Genomic DNA, 17,303 nt, shown 5'->3' on the forward strand with positions numbered 1-17,303 from the left:
AGGGATCACCGGTTCATCGGTGCGACGAAGCGGCTGTGGGCCACGCTGCGGATGGCGGGGTCGTCGCGCTCGCTGACCTCGAAGCTCAGTGTCTGCGAGCTGCTGGCCGGGCGCTCGGCGAGCATCGCCACCGACACCGGCAGTTCACTCATTTCACCGGCCGGGATCATGAATGAAGTCTTGCCCTGCAGGCTGAAGCCGTCGGCGTCGAGCAGGCGCAACTCGTAGTGCCGGGTGCTTTCGGTCTTGTTGATGACCTTGAGCAGGTAGATGTTCTCGATCTGGCCCTGCGCGTTCTCGCGGAACAGGCCGCGGTCCTTGATCACGTCCAGCGACACCATCGGCCGCAGCTGCAAGGCCACCACCAGCGCCGCGATCATCACCACCAGCGCGGCAGCGTAGCCCAGCAGGCGCGGGCGCAGCCAATGGGTGGTGCCTCCTTGCAGGCTGCGTTCGGACTTGTAGCCGATCAGGCCACGTGCATAGCCCATCTTGTCCATTACCCCGTCGCAGGCATCGATGCACGCCGCACAACCGATGCAGGCCATTTGCAGGCCATCGCGGATATCGATGCCGGTCGGGCATACCTGCACGCACAAGGTGCAGTCGATGCAGTCGCCCAGGCCCTGGGCTTGGCGGTCGCTGCCTTTCTTGCGCGGGCCACGGGCTTCGCCGCGACGCGGGTCATAGGCGACCGCCAGGGTGTCTTTGTCGAACATCACGCTCTGGAAGCGGGCATAGGGGCACATGTGCAGGCACACCGCTTCGCGCAGCAAGCCGGCATTGATGTAAGTGGCGGCGGTAAAGAACAGCACCCAGAACAGCGCCACGCCGCCCAGTTGCAGGGTGAGCAGTTCCGCGGCCAGCGGGCGGATCGGGGTGAAGTAGCCGACGAAAGTCAGCCCGGTGAGCACGCCAATGGCCAACCACAGGCTGTGCTTCAGCGTGCGCCGGGCCAGTTTGTTCAGGCTCCAGGGCGCAGCGGAAAGCTTGATGCGCTGGTTGCGGTCGCCCTCGGTGACCTTTTCGCACCACATGAACAGCCAGGTCCAGGTGCTCTGCGGGCAGCTGTAGCCGCACCACACGCGGCCGGCATACACGGTGACGGCGAACAGGCCGAAGGCGCAGATGATCAGCAGCGCCGACAGCAGGATAAAGTCCTGCGGCCAGAAGGTGGCGCCGAAGATGTGGAATTTGCTGTTGCCCAGGTCCCATAGCACGGCCTGGCGGCCGTTCCAGTTCAGCCAGGCGGTGCCAAAGAACAGCACGAACAGGGCGCCGGCAAAGCCGATGCGCAAGTTGCGGTACAGCCCGGTGAAGCTGCGGGTGTGGATGCCATTGTCGGCGCGGTGCAGTTTGGGGCTGGCTGGGGCGCTGGCGATCTCGGTGAAAGGGATTCTATCGTTCATGGCTCGGTGCTCTTCAGGCCTCGATCAGGCATGAGCACTATGACCCTGAGGCTGTTATCAGCACAGACTCAGATTTTGCGATAAAAACCGTATCAGGTTTTCGGGTACGCCCCGCCAGGCCTCAGATTACCGAGCCTGGCGTGCTGGCCTTCAGATGCCTGCGGCTATCCACCGCACCCGCCACGGTCAGCGCATCGGCCTCGGCTTCGGTGATGGGCACACGCTGGCCGGCGAGCAGTGCCACTGACATGCGCAGTTGTTCGTCGGTGACGATTTCGATGTCCGCGCCATCACCCTCGATGCGCAGGTCTTCGCCGATCAGGGTGCAGCGGCGGGTGGATTCGTCGATTTCAATGGGCATGGGGTGGTCCTCCGCATTGGGTTACTGGTGTGGACCACAGGGCTGGGGCAGTTGCTGCATCCGCATGCCGAGCGGCACTTTATCGCTTGTCCGGAGGTCAACCTTGCAGATGCCAGGCCCGGCCTCTTCGCGGGCGCGCCCGCTCCCACAGGTACTGCACAGTTCTTGAGCCTGTGACGATCCTGTGGGAGCGGGCATGCCCGCGAATAGGCCGGCCCTGACAACACAAGGCTCCGCATGAGAAGAAAGCAATGGACCTCATCTGGCAAGCGATCCAGGCTGAATTCGCCGATATCACCGACGCTCGCGAAGTCACGCAAATCCTCGTCCGCCTGCTGATGGCAGCCCTGCTCGGTGCTGTGCTGGGCTTCGAGCGCGAGCACAAGGGCAAGGCCGCGGGGGTGCGCACGCACATGCTGGTTTCGCTGGGCGCTGCGCTGTTCGTGTTGGCACCGAGCATGGCTGGCGCAGAGGAGGACGCGCTGAGCCGGGTGATCCAGGGCATTGTCGCCGGTATCGGTTTTCTCGGCGCAGGTACCATTTTGAAGGGTAACGGCCAGGACGCCAGCCATGTGAAAGGCCTGACCACTGCGGCCGGGTTATGGATGACCGCCGCCATTGGTACGGCAGCCGGCATGGGCCGCGAAGCCACGGCGTTGATAAGCACGATCCTGGCCCTGCTGGTGCTGGGCACGATGCCGTTGCTGGTGGACAAGCTCGAAGGGCAGGAGGAGGGGAAGCAGAAGGAGGAAGAGGGCAGGAAGCACTGAGGGGAGCCGAAGCTCCCCTCAAAGCGTTGTTGCCTGCTCTTTTTTTATTATTGGGACGGCCTGTTGTTGTTTTTGTCAGCCTGTCCTGGTGTTGCGGGCGACCCCCATGCGGGGTCAAGAGCAAACGTATTTTTTTGAGCGCTGACCTGCCTTCATCATTGCTGATCCGAACCTGGCTGCCGCTACCTTGAGGTAGTTTTATTGTTCTGTGCCAGACCGCGGGGCGTACCCCTGAAAAGCGTGTCGACTCCAAAAAAATCTGCTTGCTACGCCTCTGCCGTGTTGTTCTTGTTATGTCAGAGCCGTTATCTGTTGTTTTTATTGGGTGTCACGTTTTTTTTTGTTGTACCAGAGATATAGCAGGGTGCGTGCCAACTTTTTGAAACCCTTTAAAATCAAGCAGTTGGCGTTTTCCTGCAAAATCGTCAGGCCTGAAATTCTGCCGATTTGTTTCCCTGTTACCCGATTTTTTGCTGTGAAACGTGGTGGCGGTAACACTTCACCCACACGTTTGTGACACCCGTATGACTTATTGCGCGCTGCGCGCCCGCGCTACCCGCGACCCGTTGTCGCGGCCCAGCACGCTGCTGATGCGGCGGCCAGCGGCGATCAGCCGGTCCAGGTCGATGCCGGTTTCAATGCCCAGCCCCTGCAACATGTACACCACGTCTTCACTGGCGATATTGCCGGTAGCCCCTTTGGCGTAGGGGCAGCCGCCCAGCCCGGCCACCGAGCTGTCGAACACGCTGATGCCTTCGAGCAGGCTGGCATACACGTTCGCCAGGGCCTGGCCATAGGTATCGTGGAAGTGCCCGGCCAGCTGCCCGCGCGGTACCTGTGCCGAGACCACCTCGAACAGGCGCCGGGTTTCGCCGGCGGTACCGGTGCCGATGGTGTCGCCCAGCGAGACCTCGTAGCAGCCCATGTCGTGCAGGGCGCGAGCCACTGGTGCCACTTGCTCGGCGCTGACCTTGCCTTCGTAAGGGCAGCCGAGCACGCACGACACGTAGCCGCGCACGCGCACGCCGTGGTTGCGGGCGGCTTCCATGATCGGTTCGAAGCGCTTGAGGCTGTCGCTGATCGAGCAGTTGATGTTGCGTTGCGAGAAGGCCTCGGAGGCAGCCGCGAACACCGCCACTTCCTTCACACCAGCGGCCAGGGCGTCCTCGAAACCGCGCAGGTTGGGTGCCAGCGCCGCATAGGTAACGCCCGGGCGCTGATGAATGCCGGCGAATACTTCGGCGGAGCCGGCCATCTGCGGCACCCACTTGGGCGAGACGAAACTGCCGACTTCGATATAGGCCAGGCCCGCGTCGGTGAGGTCGTCCACCAGGCGTACCTTGTCGGCGACGCTGATGGGCTGGGCTTCGTTCTGCAGGCCGTCGCGGGGGCCTACTTCGACCAGGCGGACGTGTTTGGGCAAGGACATGGCGGTTTTCCTGTGGCGTTCAGCGGTTGTCTTTGTTGTTCAGGGTGGCGGCCAGGGCTTGTTCGCAGCGCTCCTGGGCGGTGTCCAGCTCCAGCTGCATCTGGTGGATGTCGAGCATCTGCTGTTCCAGCTGGGCGCGGCGCTCGGCGATTTTCGCCAGCATGCTGTTGAGCTGCTTGAGGTTGCCGCTGGAGGGGTCGTACAGCTCGATCAGCTCGCGGCATTCGGCCAGCGAAAAGCCGATGCGCTTGCCGCGCAGGATGAGCTTCAGGCTGACCTTGTCACGTGCCGAGTAGATACGCTCCAGGCCTCGGCGCTCGGGGCTCAGCAGACCCTGCTCCTCATAGAAGCGGATGGCGCGGGTGGTGATGTCCAGCTCGCGGGACAGGTCGGAGATGCTGTAGGTCTGGGTGCTCATGCTGGGGCTCGGCGTGGGGTATGCGGGTATCCTGAGGGCAGGTTGACGTTTACGTCAAGCAGGGCGCTGGATGTGTATTGCCTGTGCCGGCCTCTTCGCGGGCTTGCCCGCTCCCACAGGTAATGCATTGCGCCGCCCTTGTGGGAGCGGGCAAGCCCGCGAAGAGGCCGGCACAGGAGAAAAGTTACTCAGACAACCCCGACCTGCGATACCCGTTCGGTGTCTGCCCACTCAACCGCTTGAACCACCGCGCAAAGTAGGTGGGGTCGGTAAACCCCAGGCTATCCGACAACTGCCCGATGCTCATCCGCGTATAGATCAGGTTGCGTCGCGCCTCCAGCAGCAACCGCTGGTGCACCACCTGCAGCGCGGTCTGCCCACTCAGCGCCCGGCACAGCTGGTTCAACTGCAAACTCGGAACGTTCAGCCGCGCGGCAAATTCCTCCACCGACAGGTGCTCACGGTAATGTGCCTCGACCAGGCGCAAGTATTGCCCCAGCAGCTGGCGGTCGCGTTCATCGCGGTTGCGCGGCGCCTGCCCCAGCTGCTGGCGGCGGCTTATCCACACCATCAGCGCCGTCACCAGCGCTTCGAGCAGGGCCGCCCGCGCCGGGGCGTTGCCCTGGTATTCCTGCTGCAGGGTATCAATCAGGCTGCGCAGGCGCACCCGGTCCCGGCCCAGCGGGTAACACGCCGCCTTTGCCAGCACCGCCAGCGGCACGCCCAGGCGCTGCTCCAGGTTTGCCACCAGTGCCGTGCCAAAGGTCAGCACATGCCCCTGGATATCGGCGCTGAAGCGAAAGCCGTGCACGGTCATCGGCGGCACCACCTGGATTGCCGCTTCGCCGATGGCGCTACGCACCCCCTCGATCTCCACCTCGGCCCGGCCGCGCTGCACATACAGCAGCTGGAACAGCTCGGCATGCTGGTGCGGCTTGATCTCCCAGTGGTGCAAACGGCTACGCGCCGGGATCGACTCGCAGTGCAGCAGATCGGTGCCGGGCCAGGCCTGGTTTTCGCCATAGAGCTTGAACAATGGGACGCCGGGAAGGGTGGGCTTCATCGGGGTAGACCTGTCCGTTAATCGAACGATTTTTGTAAAAGTGCAGTTTTTATATCGAATAGCACAGTTCAGTGGCGGTTTTTGCCAGTAAAAATGCAAGGGCAAACCCTAACAGCAGATGCCGTCCCACTGCCAGTCCAGGGCCGGCATCGTCCGCACAGAGACAATAAAAATGAAAACTCAGGTCGCAATCATTGGTGCAGGTCCGTCTGGCCTGCTGCTGGGCCAACTGCTGCACAAGGCCGGTATCGATACGGTCATCGTCGAACGCCAGACGCCCGAGTACGTGCTCGGCCGCATCCGTGCCGGGGTGCTGGAGCAAGGCACGGTCGACCTGCTGCGTGAAGCCGGTGTGGCCCAGCGCATGGACCGTGAAGGCCTGGTACACGAGGGCGTCGAACTGCTGGTCGGCGGGCGCCGCCAACGCCTGGACCTCAAGGCCCTGACCGGTGGCAAGACGGTGATGGTTTACGGCCAGACCGAAGTCACCCGTGACCTGATGCAGGCACGTGACACCAGCGGCGCGCCGATCATCTATTCGGCCAGCAATGTCCAGCCGCACGAACTCAAGGGCGAGCGGCCCTACCTGACTTATGAAAAAGACGGTCAGGTACACCGGGTGGACTGCGACTACATCGCTGGCTGTGACGGCTTCCACGGTGTGTCGCGGCAGAGCATTCCCGAAGGTATCCTCAAGCAGTACGAGCGAGTCTACCCTTTTGGCTGGCTGGGCATGCTGTCAGACACGCCACCGGTCAACCACGAACTGATCTACGCCCACCACGAGCGCGGTTTCGCGCTGTGCAGCCAACGCTCGCAAACCCGCAGCCGTTACTACCTGCAGGTGCCGTTGCAGGACCGCGTCGAGGAGTGGTCAGACGAGCGCTTCTGGGATGAACTGAAAAACCGCCTGCCCGCCGACGTGGCGGCCGACCTGGTGACTGGCCCGGCCCTGGAGAAAAGCATCGCGCCGCTGCGCAGCCTGGTGGTCGAGCCGATGCAGTATGGCCACCTGTTCCTGGTTGGTGACGCCGCGCACATCGTTCCGCCTACCGGCGCCAAGGGGTTGAACCTGGCAGCATCGGACGTCAACTACCTGTACCGGATCCTGGTCAAGGTATACCGCGACGGGCGCACCGACCTGCTGCAGCAGTACTCGCCACTGGCATTGCGCCGGGTGTGGAAGGGCGAGCGTTTCAGCTGGTTCATGACTCAACTACTGCATGACTTTGGCAGCCACAAGGATGCCTGGGACCAGAAAATGCAGGAGGCCGACCGAGAGTATTTCCTGACCTCGCCAGCGGGGTTGGTGAACATTGCCGAAAACTACGTAGGCCTGCCGTACGAAGAAGTGGCGTGAGGTCTGCTTCTGCCTGTCCTGGCCTCATCGCCGGCAAGCCCCACAAGGATAGCGCTGACCTGAAGGCTTGCGCATTACCTGTGGGAGCTGGCTTGCCGGCGATCACGGGCGGAGCCCGTGCCATACAAGCCCTGTTTAGCGGACCAGCAGCGCTTCGTCACGGCTTTCCAGCTCGGCACCTTGCCCCAGCAACCGTTGCAGGGAGCGCACGTCATCCTGGCGGGCGGCATTGTGCAGGCGGTTGTCCATGGTGTTGGTCTCGGCGTGGGCGGCAAGGCTGCTGCACAGGGCAAATACCATTGCAGCAAGTGATAAACGCATGGGGCGGGCTCCTCGATGACTTGCCTGCATCCTAGAAAAATCGCGCCAAGGCTTGAAGTTAAGTTTGCGCATGACCCACAGTGCCCCGCTGAATAGATAAAAGGCAGGAAGCAAGCCGATGAAATTCTCCACGCCGCTGATAAGTGCCTTGTGCCTGCTGGCTGCCAGTGGCTCGGCCTGGGGCGATCAGGTGCTACCGGCACCACCGGAACTGGCCTCTGGTTATCGCAGCGGCCTGCAGCCGGTGCATGCCAGCCGGCACATGGCCGCCGCCGCCAACCCGCTGGCCAGCGAAGCGGGGCGGGCAATGCTGCGTGCCGGTGGCAGTGCCATCGATGCCGCCATTGCCATGCAGATGGTGCTGACGCTGGTCGAGCCGCAGTCCAGTGGCATTGGTGGCGGGGCGTTCATCCTGTATTGGGATGGCAAGCGCGTCCAGGCATTCGATGGCCGTGAGGCAGCCCCGGCGGCGGTGACGGAACAATTGTTCCTGCAAGCCGATGGCTCAACCATGCCGTTCCGCTCGGCGCAAATAGGCGGGCGTTCGGTCGGTGTGCCGGGCGTGCTGCGTGCCTTGAAGCTGGTCCACGAACAGCATGGCAAGCTACCCTGGCGAGACCTGTTTGCCCCGGCCATCGCGCTGGCACGTGACGGTTTCCCGGTTTCCGCGCGGCTGCACACCTTGATCGAAGGCGATCCCTTTATTGCCCGGTCACCGGCCATGGCCCGTTATTTTCTCGATGAGCAGAGCAGGCCCTTGGCGGTGGGTACGATGCTGCGCAACCCGGAGCTTGCACAAACCTTCGAGCGGATCGCCGCGCAAGGCCCTGACGTGTTCTACAGCGGCGAGATTGCCGAAGCCATCGTGGCCAAGGTGCGCAGCCACGCTAATGCCGGTTACCTGTCGCTGCAGGACCTGCAGCAGTACCAGGCCAAGCAGCGCGAGCCGGTGTGCAGCCCTTACAAGGCCTGGCAGATCTGCGGCATGCCACCGCCGTCGTCGGGTGGGGTGACGGTGTTGCAGACCTTGGGCATTCTCGAAGCAGTGCAGCGCGTCGCGCCACAACGCGATCTGGCAGCGCTGCGGCCGCTTGCCAGCTCGTCTGTGGCAGGCCTGGAGGCGCCGCCGCTGGCCGTGCACCTGATCGCCGAGGCCGAGCGGCTGGCCTTTGCCGACCGTGCCCAGTACCTGGCTGACAGCGATTATGTGCCGGTCCCGGTCAAGGCTCTGACCGACACCACGTACCTGGCCAGCCGTGCCGTGCAGATAAGCGACCACAGCATGAAGCGCGCCCGCCCAGGCCAGCCGCAGGGTGCCGACCTGGCACTGGCGCCTGACCGTTCGCCACTGCGCATTTCCACCTCGCACCTCAGCGCAGTGGATGACAGCGGCCAGGCCCTGGCCATGACCACATCGGTGGAGGCCGCGTTCGGTTCGCACTTGATGGTCAAGGGCTTTCTGCTCAACAACACCTTGACCGACTTCTCGTTTATCCCCCGGGAGCAAGGCAAGCCCGTGGCCAACCGGGTGCAGCCGGGCAAGCGGCCGTTGTCGGCCATGGCGCCGACCCTGGTGTTCTCGCGATCATCGGGTGAGTTGTTGGCCAGCCTTGGCTCGCCGGGTGGCTCGCAGATTATCGGTTACGTGAACAAGGCACTGGTCGGCCTGCTGGATTGGCAACTCAACCCGCAACAGGCCGCTGGCCTGCCCAACTTCGGCAGCCGCAATGCCAGCACCGAAGTGGAGGCGGGGCTGGCCAGCCCGGCATTGATCCGGCAACTGGCGGCCTGGGGCCACGAGGTAACGCCCATGACCATGACCAGCGGCATGCAGATTATCCAGCGTGCTGGCGAAGGCTGGTCGGGCGGTGCCGACCCTCGGCGCGAAGGCGTGGTTCTCGGCGACTAGCCCTGTGCGTTGCGGTGCAGGAGGGGGCGTGTTAGAAGTCAGTCTTGTCATTCAATAGTTGAATACCAAGATGTCTATCAACGTGAAATCGAATAGAGCACTGTTCGATCTCGACCTGCTGCGCGCTATTGTCGTGGTGGCCGATTGCGGCAGCTTCACCACGGCGGCCGCACGCCTGCATTCCACCCAGTCGACCATCAGCCAGAAGGTGCGCCGCCTTGAAGACATGGTCGGCCACCGCTTGCTGGTACGCGGCAACCGCGACGTATTGCCGACCGATGCCGGGCAGACCTTGCTTGGCTATGCCCGGCACATGCTGGCGCTGAACGATCAGATGCTCGAAGCCCTGGCCGGGGCGATGGTGGGCACTACCGTGCGCCTTGGTGTGCCCGAAGACTTTGTTGGCGGTCGTACCACCAACGCGCTGTCGGCATTCAGCCGGCAGCACCCGCAGGTGAAGCTGGAAGTGACCAGCGGCCTGTGCCGTGACCTCAGCCAAGCCTACGACAACGGCGAACTCGACCTGGTGCTGCTCAAGCAGCGGCGCAATACCCGTGAAGGCGTGGCCTGCTGGCCAGAACGCTTGCAGTGGATCGACAGTGCGCGCACGCCGGCCTTCGAGCTGGACCCGATCCCGCTGGTCACCTTCCCGCCGCGCGGCCTGTACCGCGAAGACATGATCAACGCTATCGAAGGCATGGGCCGGCGCTGGCGCATCAGCTTTACCAGTTCCAGCCTCAGCGGCATCCAGGCGGCGGTCGCCGATGGCATGGGTATCAGCCTGCTGCCGCCACGGGCGGCGACTGGCGAGCACCGGGTACTGGGGGCAGAACAGGGGCTACCGGAGGTGGACAGCTATGAAATCGTCATCGTCCACCGACCGACGGCGGATGTGATGGTCAAGGCGCTGGCCGAGGTGATGACGCAGCTGCTGGCGGGTGGTGGTATCTGACACGGCTGGGGTCGCTTAGCGGCCCATCGCAGCAACCCCAAAATTGCAGCATCAACGCTAGCTGCTGGGCGACAAATGATAGCGCACCAGCAGGTCGACATCCCACCCCGACCGCATCGCGTTCAAACCATGTGCCGTCTGCTGCATTGACGCTTCCCTCAAGGCGGAAGTGGATTTCCGAATGCTCTTGAAGCTATTGGCTAGAGCCCCAGGGCTGGGCGGAGCATAGGATCTGCCGGGCAAGTCCCTTAACGTCCTTACAGGAAACCAATATGAAAAAAATTGCATTTATTACACTGCTGGCCGCCGCAGGTCTGGTTCAGGTCGCCCATGCCAACGATGCCGATTCCAGCGAGCAGCCTCAAGCTGGTCGCACGATTATCCAGAGTATAGGAGTGCCAGCACCGGAATGCCCTGAAGGTACCTACCCGACTCCAATCGGTCATTGCCAACCGGATTTTGAACCTTGAGTGATACCGAGGCGCTCTGGTGGAGTCACCTCAGGGCTGACGCTCGGCTACAGCCCGTAGGGTTCTGAGGGTCACCACCGGAGCATCAACCACGAAACGATTGGCAAGCCAGCCCGGCACATCTCCGGCCGGGTCGGCTTGCAACTGATACGTCACCTCGGTCTTGCGTTCACCCAATGGTCTCATCCGCCACTCACCGCTCAGGTGCTGCACGCGGATCAGCCCGTCAACCTTGGGGATTCTGCCGGGCTCGGCGCTCAAGCGCCGCACCAGCGTGCCGTCGTCCAGCCGCTCGCTGGTCACCTTCACCACGATGTCCCGCGGCATCGTCGGCCATGGCAGGTTGGTGGTCAGGTACACCCAGGTGTTTTCGCCTTGCACATCCAGCAAGCGCATCTCGGCGCAGGCGTACAGCCACTTGCAGGCCACCCGCAGGTTTTCCTGCAGGTCGGTGAGCGTACGAACGCTGGCTTTCATGGTGCTGACACCACGGAATTGCTGGTAGGGCGAGTCGGGGGCGGCGCTCAGGTAAACGCGGATGCCTTCGCGGTTGTAGGCCAGGTTCCAGTCATCGTCGGCTGGGGCGGGTGTGCACAGCAGCAGGGCGGTGAGCAGCAGGCAGCGGTTCATGGCTGGTACCGCAGGGGATGGGTGTTTCAGTATGCGCGGCAAACAGAAAGCCCGCCAGGTTGGCGGGCTTGCGGGCATCAGCCAGGGCTTAACGCTTAGGGTTCAGCGTCAAATGCACGTGACGGTTCACGTCCTTGTACAGCAGGTAGCTGAACTTGCCTGGGCCGCCGGCATAGCAGGCTTGCGGGCAGAAGGCGCGCAGCCACATGAAGTCGCCGGCTTCCACTTCGACCCAGTCCTGGTTCAGGCGGTACACCGCCTTGCCTTCCAGTACGTACAGGCCGTGTTCCATCACGTGGGTCTCGGCGAACGGGATCACGCCGCCCGGCTGGAAGGTGACGATGTTCACGTGCATGTCGTGGCGCATGTCGGCCATGTCGACGAAGCGGGTGGTGACCCAGCGGCCTTCGGTGCCCGGCATTTCGATAACGGTAGCGTTGTCGCGGTGGGTAACGAAGGACTCAGGTACGTCCAGGCCTTCAACCTTCTGGTAGTGCTTGCGCAGCCAGTGGAAGGTGACGTTGGACTTGCTGTTGTTGCGCAGGCTCCACTCGGCGCCCGGGGCCAGGAAGGCATAGCCGCCAGGTACCAGGGTGTGGTGCTTGCCTTCGACGGTGATGTCCAGTTCGCCTTCGACGATGAACACCACGGCTTCGGCGTTAGGGTCCAGCTCAGGGCGCTCGCTGCCGCCTTCAGGGGCTACTTCGACGATGTACTGGGAGAAGGTTTCGGCAAAGCCGGTCAGCGGGCGGGCGATGACCCACATGCGCATCTTGTCCCAGAACGGCAGGTGGCTGGTGACGATGTCGCGCATCACGCCTTTAGGGATGACAGCATAGGCTTCGGTGAACATGGCACGGTCAGTCAGCAGCTCGGTCTGAGCCGGGTGCCCACCGTGGGGGGCGAAGTACGAATGGTTCGACATGGACGATCTCGACTTGTTGTTCTCTCCCCATGCCGTGAACCGCACCGGCCGGTGCGGCGCAGGGGATGTGGCGACAGAATAGGGTCGAGTGTGTGCCATCCACAAATTAAATGTTGGAATACCCGGTATTTACTGGCTGAATGCGAACCTGCTGGCCAGCATGCCCTTCCGGCAAGCGGTCACCCTGGCCGAACAGCTTGTGGCGCAAGGTGCCCTCCGCATAGCTCAGCGGGTAGCGGCCACGACGCTGCAGCTCGGGCACCAGCAGCTCGACCACATGGGTCAGGTCGTCCGGTTGCACTGCGTAGGTCAGGTTGAAGCCATCGATGCCGGTCTGGTCCAGCCAGCTTTCCAGCTGGTCGGCCACCTCGCTGGCAGTACCCACCAACACCGGGCCACGGCCACCCAGGCCAACGAACTCGGCAGCCTCGCGCACGGTCCATCGGCGGGTCGGGTCGGCGGCGGTGAAGGCGGCCAGTGCCGCGCGGCCGGCATCGTTCTCGACGTATTCGATGGGCGCGTCGGCGTCGAGGCCGGCAAAGTCGATGCCGGTCCAGCCTGACAACAGCGCCAGGGCGGCGTCCAGGTCGACATGGTTGCGGTACTCGGCGAAGCGCGCCTCGGCTTCTTCCCGGGTGGGGGCGACGATCAACAGCGCCTGGGCATAGATCAGTACTTCGTCACGGCCACGCCCGGCTGCCTCGCTGGCCTGGCGGATACCCTCGGCGTAGCGGCGCAGTACCGCGGGCGTCGGCCCGCTGATGAACACGCATTCGGCGTGCCGCGCCGCGAACTGCTGGCCGCGTGCCGAAGCACCGGCCTGGAACAGCACCGGCGTGCGTTGCGGCGAAGGTTGGCACAGGTGCATGCCTGGCACCTGGAAGTGCTCGCCCACATGGTTGATGGGGTGCACTCGGGAGGGTTCGATATAGCGCCCGCTGTCACGCTCCAGCAGCACGGCGTCGTCGTCCCAGCTTTTCTCCCATAACTTGTACAGCACCTGCAGGTATTCCTCGGCCAGGTCATAGCGCTGGTCGTGGCCCAGCTGGTGCGCCAGGCCCAAGTTGCGCGCGGCGCTGTCGAGGTAGCCGGTGACAATGTTCCAGCCGACCCGGCCATTGCTCAGGTGGTCCAGCGTGGACATGCGCCGGGCGAACGGGTAGGGATGTTCGTAGGTGAGCGAGAACGTGACACCGAAGCCCAGATGCTCGGTCACCCCGGCCATCGCCGGCACCAGTAGCAGCGGGTCGTTGACCGGCACCTGCACGCCACCGCGCAGGGCGGCTTCGGGGCTGCCCTGGTAGACGTCGTAGATGCCCAGCACGTCGGCGATGAACAGGGCATCGAACAGGCCGCGCTCGAGCAGGCGGGCCAGGTCGGTCCAGTAGCCCAGGCGGTTGAAGGCCACGCTGGTGTTGCGCGGGTGACGCCACAGCCCGGGGGACTGGTGGCTGGCGGCATTCATGCTGAAGGCGTTGAAGCGGATCGGGCGAGGCATGGGGGCGCTCCGCTCAAGGCAACACGGAAGCCGGGTAGACCGCGTCGGCCACCTGCAGCTTGCGTGGAATCAGGCCCAGGCCCTGGAAGGTATCGGCCAGCTTCTGTTGCTCTGCAACGATCTGCGGGGTAATGGCCACGGCATTGTAGTTGCGCCGCTCGCTGGCCACTTGCAGCACACTGGCGTCTATCCCCAGTTGCGGAGCCAGCAGCGTGGCGACTTCCGCAGGCTTGGCATTGGCCCATTGGCTGACCTTGCCCAGTTCGGTGAAGAAGGTCTTCAGCAACGCGCGGTGCTGGTCGGCGAAGGTCGCGGTGGACAGGTAGAAGGTGCGGTTGTTGGACAGGCCGCTGCCGTCGCGCAGGTTCTTCAGGCCCGGCTGGCTTTCTGCGGCGGCGAGGAACGGGTCCCACAGGGTAACGGCCTGGACGCTGCCCGATTGCAGGGCGGCCACGGCATCGGCGGCGTTGTTGACGTAGGCCGGGGTGATGTCCTGGTAGCTGAGGCCGGCCTGTTCCAGGGCCACGGCCAGCAGGTATTGGGCGTTCCAGCCGCGGCCGGTGGCCACGCGCTTGCCCTTGAGGTCCTGCACGCTGGCCAGGTGGTCCTGCTCGCGCACCACCAGGCCGATGCCGCGTGGGTAGGGCTGCTCGGCGGCCAGGTACACCACCGGTTTGCCTGCAGCCTGGGCGAATACCGAGGGTGCGTCGGCAGCATGGCCGAGGTCGATGGCGCCGGTGCTCAGGGCTTCGAGGAGTTGCGGGCCGGCGGCGAACTCGTGCCAGCTGACTTTCACGCCTTGCGGCGCCAGTGCCTTCTCCAGGGCACCGCTGCCTTTGAGGATGTTGATGCTGTTGAATTTCTGATAGCCGATACGCAGGGTCTTGGCTTCGTCGGCCAGGGCTTGTGACCAGGGCAGCAGGGTACTGGCGACACTGGCCAGCAAGCCGCCGATCAACAGGCGGCGCAGCGGGGAGAAGGCACGGGCGGGCATGGGCATTGCTCCTTGAGTCGGGTAAGAAACGATGTGCCCAGACTAAGGAGGTGGCGTTTGGCTTTCAATTTTTTATATGCATGTTTGTTAGATTATTTTGTTATTTTTATATCCATTTGTTTTATCACGGGCTCGCGGGCTTCTTCGAGGAACCAGGCGCCGACCAACTGCGAGCTTCCCTGCATCGCCATGCTCGCGGATAATCCCGTCATTCCAATAAACAGCCTGTGAGTGGGTATGAGTGATTCCGTAATCGGCCTTGGTCAGCCTGAAACCGAAGGGGTGCGTAGAACGCGCAAGAACAACCCCGAGAAAACCCGCGAGGACATCCTCCAGGCCGCCATCAACGAGTTCGTCCAGCAAGGGCTGGCCGGTGCTCGCGTCGACGCCATCGCCGAGCGCACCGCCACCTCCAAGCGCATGATCTACTACTACTTCGGCAGCAAGGAGCAGCTGTACTGCGAGTGCCTGGTCAAGCTGTACGGCGATATCCGCAAGACCGAGCAAAGCCTGGACCTGGAGTCGCTGCCGGCTGAGCAGGCAATCCGCCGCCTGGTGGAATTCACCTTCGACCACCATGACCGCAACGTCGATTTCGTGCGGATCATCTGCACCGAAAACATTCACTATGGCGAGTACGTCAAGCAGTCGCCGGCCATTCGCGAAATGAGCAGCCTGGTGCTCGAGGCCTTGGGCAATACCTTGCGCCGTGGGGTGCAGGAAGGTGTGTTCCGCGCCGGCATCGAGGTCATCGACCTGCACATGCTGATGAGCTCGTTCTGCTTCTACCGGGTGTCGAACCGCCACACCTTTGGCGAGATCTTCCAGATCGACCTGTCCGATGAGCAGGTCAAGTTGCGGCACAAAGCGATGATTTGTGATGCGGTGTTGCGGTATATCCAGATCGAGCGCCGCCCCTGAACGTTTTCTATTGCCTGGGCCGGCCCCTTCGCGGGTAAACCCGCTCCCACAGGATCACCGCTGTCCCAAAGATTTGCACAGTACCTGTGGGAGCGGGTTTACCCGCGAAAGGGCCGGCCCAGGCGACACATGAATGAAGCCTTGATGCTCACTCGCCCAACCGCTGCTCACGCGACGGCGGGTAGCCAAAGTAGGCCGCATAGCACTTGCTGAAGTGCGAAACCGAAACAAACCCGCAGGCCACTGCCACCTCCATCACCGACAGGTCGGAATACTGCAACAGCCGGCGGCTCTTGGTGATGCGCAGCTCCATGTAGTAACGCCGTGGCGAGGTGCCCAGCTGGGCCTGGAACAGGCGGTCGATCTGCCGGCGCGAACGCCCGCTGTAGGCGGCCAGCTGGTCGAGGCTGAGGGTTTCCTCGAGGTTGTTCTCCATCAGTTCGACGATGGTGCGCAAGTGCAGGCTCATGGACTTCTTCGCGCCCGGGCCGACCTGGCGGTAGCGGGCACCAGAGAACGACAGGATTTCCTCGACGCCCTCGGCCAGGCCGTCGCCATACAACCGGCGCACCAGGCCAAGCATCAGCTCCATGGCGCCATTGGGGCTGGCAGCGCTGAGGCGGTCGCGATCGAGGGTGAAGCTGGCCGGGGTAATCCGCGTTTGCGGGCTGCGCTCGGACAGGCTGGCACGCTGCTCGGGGTGGATACTGCAGCCATAGTCGTCCAGTACCCCGGCGCGGCCGAGGAACCACGCGCCATTCCACAACCCGCCCAGGGCCATGCCGTGGCCCGCGCAATCGTCCAGCAGCCGGTCAAGCTCCGGGTACTTCAATGGCGTGCGCAAGCCGCCGCAGATCACCAGCAGGTCCAGGTCCTTCAGTGCTTCGGCGGACAAGTCGGTGGCCACCAGCTCCAGCCCCAGGTCACTGAGCACACGGTCGCCTTCGAGCGACAGCGGCGTGAACCGGAAGCTGTCGGCGCGCAGCAGGTTGGCCGTGACCAGGACGTCCATGGCCACGGTGAAACTGGCCATCGAAAAGTGTTCGAGCAATACGAAGTCGACCCGATAAGGGGCCTGGGCATTGGCGCTGGTGGACTTTAGCCGCAGCATGTTGCTGGTGCTGGTCTTCTTGCTGAACTGGCGTGGCGTGGGCACTCTGGACTCCGCTTCCTGGCTGGCCTGGAGAGTGTGGCGGGTGGCCGGGGGAAAGACAATCTCCCGGGTGGCCATGGCGTATTCCAGGTCGTGTTCAGGCAACCTGCCTGGTTTGGCACATTGCCGCTATGCTGATGCTCCCGTCACTGAGGATACCCTTGATGAAATACGCCGCTGCCCTGTTGCTTTGCCTGATGCCAGTACTGGCCAATGCCCTGGAACCGGGCGAAAAACTCGCCCCGTGGACGTTGCTGGACCAATACGACCAGGCTTACAGCCTCGACGCCGGTACGCACATTCTGCTGGTGGCACGCGACATGGACGGTGCCAAGCTGGTGAAGGCTGCGTTGGCCGAACAGCCCAAGGGGTACCTGGAAGCGCGCGATGCGGTGTTCGTTGCCGACATCCAGCGCATGCCGGCGCTGATCAGCAAGCTGTTCGCCATCCCCGCCATGCGCGATTACACCTACCGGGTGCTGCTCGATCGCGACGGGCGGGTGGCCAGCCGTTATCCCGGGCAGGATGGCCAGGTGCAGTGGTTGCAACTGGAGCAGGGCAAGCTGGTGAGCCAAAAGGCTTTTGCCGATGCGCCGGCGTTGAAGTCGGCGCTGGAGACAGCACCACGGCATTGAGAGCCGCTCCTGTAATGGGTCGCGTTGCCATGCCGCCAGCCAAATCAATCTGAACCCTGGGCCGCTTCTGCAACCCAACCCATTA

18 protein-coding genes are annotated in these 17,303 nt (G+C 63.3%); 7 read left to right on the plus strand and 11 right to left on the minus strand.

What is annotated here, in order from left to right; translation table 11 throughout:
- Positions 1-5: 5 nt before the first annotated feature.
- Both ccoG and CAF70_RS06730 read right to left on the minus strand, forming a co-directional pair.
- Positions 6-1,409: a cytochrome c oxidase accessory protein CcoG gene (gene ccoG / locus CAF70_RS06725; protein ID WP_085623326.1), complete on the minus strand. Its 1,404-nt coding sequence runs from the start codon at positions 1,407-1,409 to the stop codon at positions 6-8.
- 121 nt (positions 1,410-1,530) lie between these two features.
- Positions 1,531-1,770 carry a DUF3203 family protein gene (locus CAF70_RS06730; protein WP_085623324.1) on the minus strand — a complete coding sequence of 80 codons (240 nt, stop codon included), beginning with the start codon at positions 1,768-1,770 and terminating at the stop codon, positions 1,531-1,533.
- A gap of 251 nt (positions 1,771-2,021) precedes the next feature.
- On the opposite strand from CAF70_RS06730, the gene CAF70_RS06735 reads away from it, so the two are divergent.
- Positions 2,022-2,540 carry an MgtC/SapB family protein gene (locus tag CAF70_RS06735; protein ID WP_085623322.1) on the plus strand — a complete coding sequence of 173 codons (519 nt, stop codon included), beginning with the start codon at positions 2,022-2,024 and terminating at the stop codon, positions 2,538-2,540.
- Positions 2,541-3,069: 529 nt separating this feature from the next.
- On the opposite strand, the gene CAF70_RS06740 is transcribed toward CAF70_RS06735, so the two are convergent.
- From CAF70_RS06740 to CAF70_RS06750, 3 genes are all read right to left on the minus strand, one after another.
- Positions 3,070-3,969 carry a hydroxymethylglutaryl-CoA lyase gene (locus CAF70_RS06740; protein WP_085623320.1) on the minus strand — a complete coding sequence of 300 codons (900 nt, stop codon included), beginning with the start codon at positions 3,967-3,969 and terminating at the stop codon, positions 3,070-3,072.
- A 19-nt stretch (positions 3,970-3,988) separates the two neighbouring features.
- Positions 3,989-4,387: a MerR family DNA-binding transcriptional regulator gene (locus CAF70_RS06745; protein WP_013972930.1), complete on the minus strand. Its 399-nt coding sequence runs from the start codon at positions 4,385-4,387 to the stop codon at positions 3,989-3,991.
- A gap of 184 nt (positions 4,388-4,571) precedes the next feature.
- Positions 4,572-5,450, minus strand: a complete 879-nt coding sequence (locus CAF70_RS06750; protein WP_085623318.1) for a helix-turn-helix domain-containing protein — start codon at positions 5,448-5,450, stop codon at positions 4,572-4,574.
- A gap of 172 nt (positions 5,451-5,622) precedes the next feature.
- On the opposite strand from CAF70_RS06750, the gene pobA reads away from it, so the two are divergent.
- Complete coding sequence (gene pobA, locus CAF70_RS06755) at positions 5,623-6,810, plus strand: 4-hydroxybenzoate 3-monooxygenase (RefSeq protein ID WP_085623316.1); 1,188 nt, start codon at positions 5,623-5,625, stop codon at positions 6,808-6,810.
- Positions 6,811-6,945: 135 nt separating this feature from the next.
- Here pobA and CAF70_RS06760 read toward each other — a convergent pair whose 3' ends face one another.
- Complete coding sequence (locus tag CAF70_RS06760) at positions 6,946-7,131, minus strand: hypothetical protein (protein ID WP_256573276.1); 186 nt, start codon at positions 7,129-7,131, stop codon at positions 6,946-6,948.
- Positions 7,132-7,249: 118 nt separating this feature from the next.
- On the opposite strand from CAF70_RS06760, the gene ggt reads away from it, so the two are divergent.
- From ggt to CAF70_RS26405, 3 genes are all read left to right on the plus strand, one after another.
- Positions 7,250-9,040 carry a gamma-glutamyltransferase gene (ggt, locus tag CAF70_RS06765; protein WP_085623314.1) on the plus strand — a complete coding sequence of 597 codons (1,791 nt, stop codon included), beginning with the start codon at positions 7,250-7,252 and terminating at the stop codon, positions 9,038-9,040.
- 70 nt (positions 9,041-9,110) lie between these two features.
- Positions 9,111-9,992, plus strand: a complete 882-nt coding sequence (locus tag CAF70_RS06770; RefSeq protein WP_085623312.1) for a LysR substrate-binding domain-containing protein — start codon at positions 9,111-9,113, stop codon at positions 9,990-9,992.
- A 272-nt stretch (positions 9,993-10,264) separates the two neighbouring features.
- The gene (locus tag CAF70_RS26405) at positions 10,265-10,462 is read left to right on the plus strand and encodes a hypothetical protein (protein WP_143491559.1); all 198 of its coding nucleotides are present in this window, start codon (positions 10,265-10,267) and stop codon (positions 10,460-10,462) included.
- Positions 10,463-10,492: 30 nt separating this feature from the next.
- Here CAF70_RS26405 and CAF70_RS06775 read toward each other — a convergent pair whose 3' ends face one another.
- The 4 genes from CAF70_RS06775 to CAF70_RS06790 form a co-directional block, all read right to left on the minus strand.
- Positions 10,493-11,092 carry an START domain-containing protein gene (locus tag CAF70_RS06775; protein ID WP_085623310.1) on the minus strand — a complete coding sequence of 200 codons (600 nt, stop codon included), beginning with the start codon at positions 11,090-11,092 and terminating at the stop codon, positions 10,493-10,495.
- Between the two features lie 88 nt (positions 11,093-11,180).
- On the minus strand, positions 11,181-12,017 hold the full coding sequence (locus tag CAF70_RS06780; RefSeq protein WP_013972924.1) for a bifunctional allantoicase/(S)-ureidoglycine aminohydrolase: 837 nt from the start codon (positions 12,015-12,017) through the stop codon (positions 11,181-11,183).
- A 106-nt stretch (positions 12,018-12,123) separates the two neighbouring features.
- Positions 12,124-13,515 (minus strand): LLM class flavin-dependent oxidoreductase, encoded by a 1,392-nt coding sequence (locus CAF70_RS06785; RefSeq protein ID WP_085623308.1) that lies wholly within the window; start codon positions 13,513-13,515, stop codon positions 12,124-12,126.
- Positions 13,516-13,528: 13 nt separating this feature from the next.
- A complete protein-coding gene (locus tag CAF70_RS06790) occupies positions 13,529-14,509 on the minus strand; it encodes an aliphatic sulfonate ABC transporter substrate-binding protein (RefSeq protein ID WP_085623306.1) in 981 nt (326 codons plus the stop codon).
- A 237-nt stretch (positions 14,510-14,746) separates the two neighbouring features.
- Here CAF70_RS06790 and CAF70_RS06795 point away from each other — a divergent pair, with 237 nt between their 5' ends.
- The gene (locus CAF70_RS06795; protein ID WP_085623304.1) at positions 14,747-15,430 is read left to right on the plus strand and encodes a TetR/AcrR family transcriptional regulator; all 684 of its coding nucleotides are present in this window, start codon (positions 14,747-14,749) and stop codon (positions 15,428-15,430) included.
- A 148-nt stretch (positions 15,431-15,578) separates the two neighbouring features.
- Here CAF70_RS06795 and CAF70_RS06800 read toward each other — a convergent pair whose 3' ends face one another.
- Complete coding sequence (locus CAF70_RS06800) at positions 15,579-16,586, minus strand: GlxA family transcriptional regulator (protein WP_085623685.1); 1,008 nt, start codon at positions 16,584-16,586, stop codon at positions 15,579-15,581.
- A gap of 161 nt (positions 16,587-16,747) precedes the next feature.
- On the opposite strand from CAF70_RS06800, the gene CAF70_RS06805 reads away from it, so the two are divergent.
- Complete coding sequence (locus CAF70_RS06805; RefSeq protein WP_085623302.1) at positions 16,748-17,218, plus strand: FAD/FMN-containing dehydrogenase; 471 nt, start codon at positions 16,748-16,750, stop codon at positions 17,216-17,218.
- Positions 17,219-17,303: the final 85 nt, after the last annotated feature.

This window comes from Pseudomonas sp. B19(2017), assembly GCF_002113165.1.
GTDB lineage: Bacteria > Pseudomonadota > Gammaproteobacteria > Pseudomonadales > Pseudomonadaceae > Aquipseudomonas.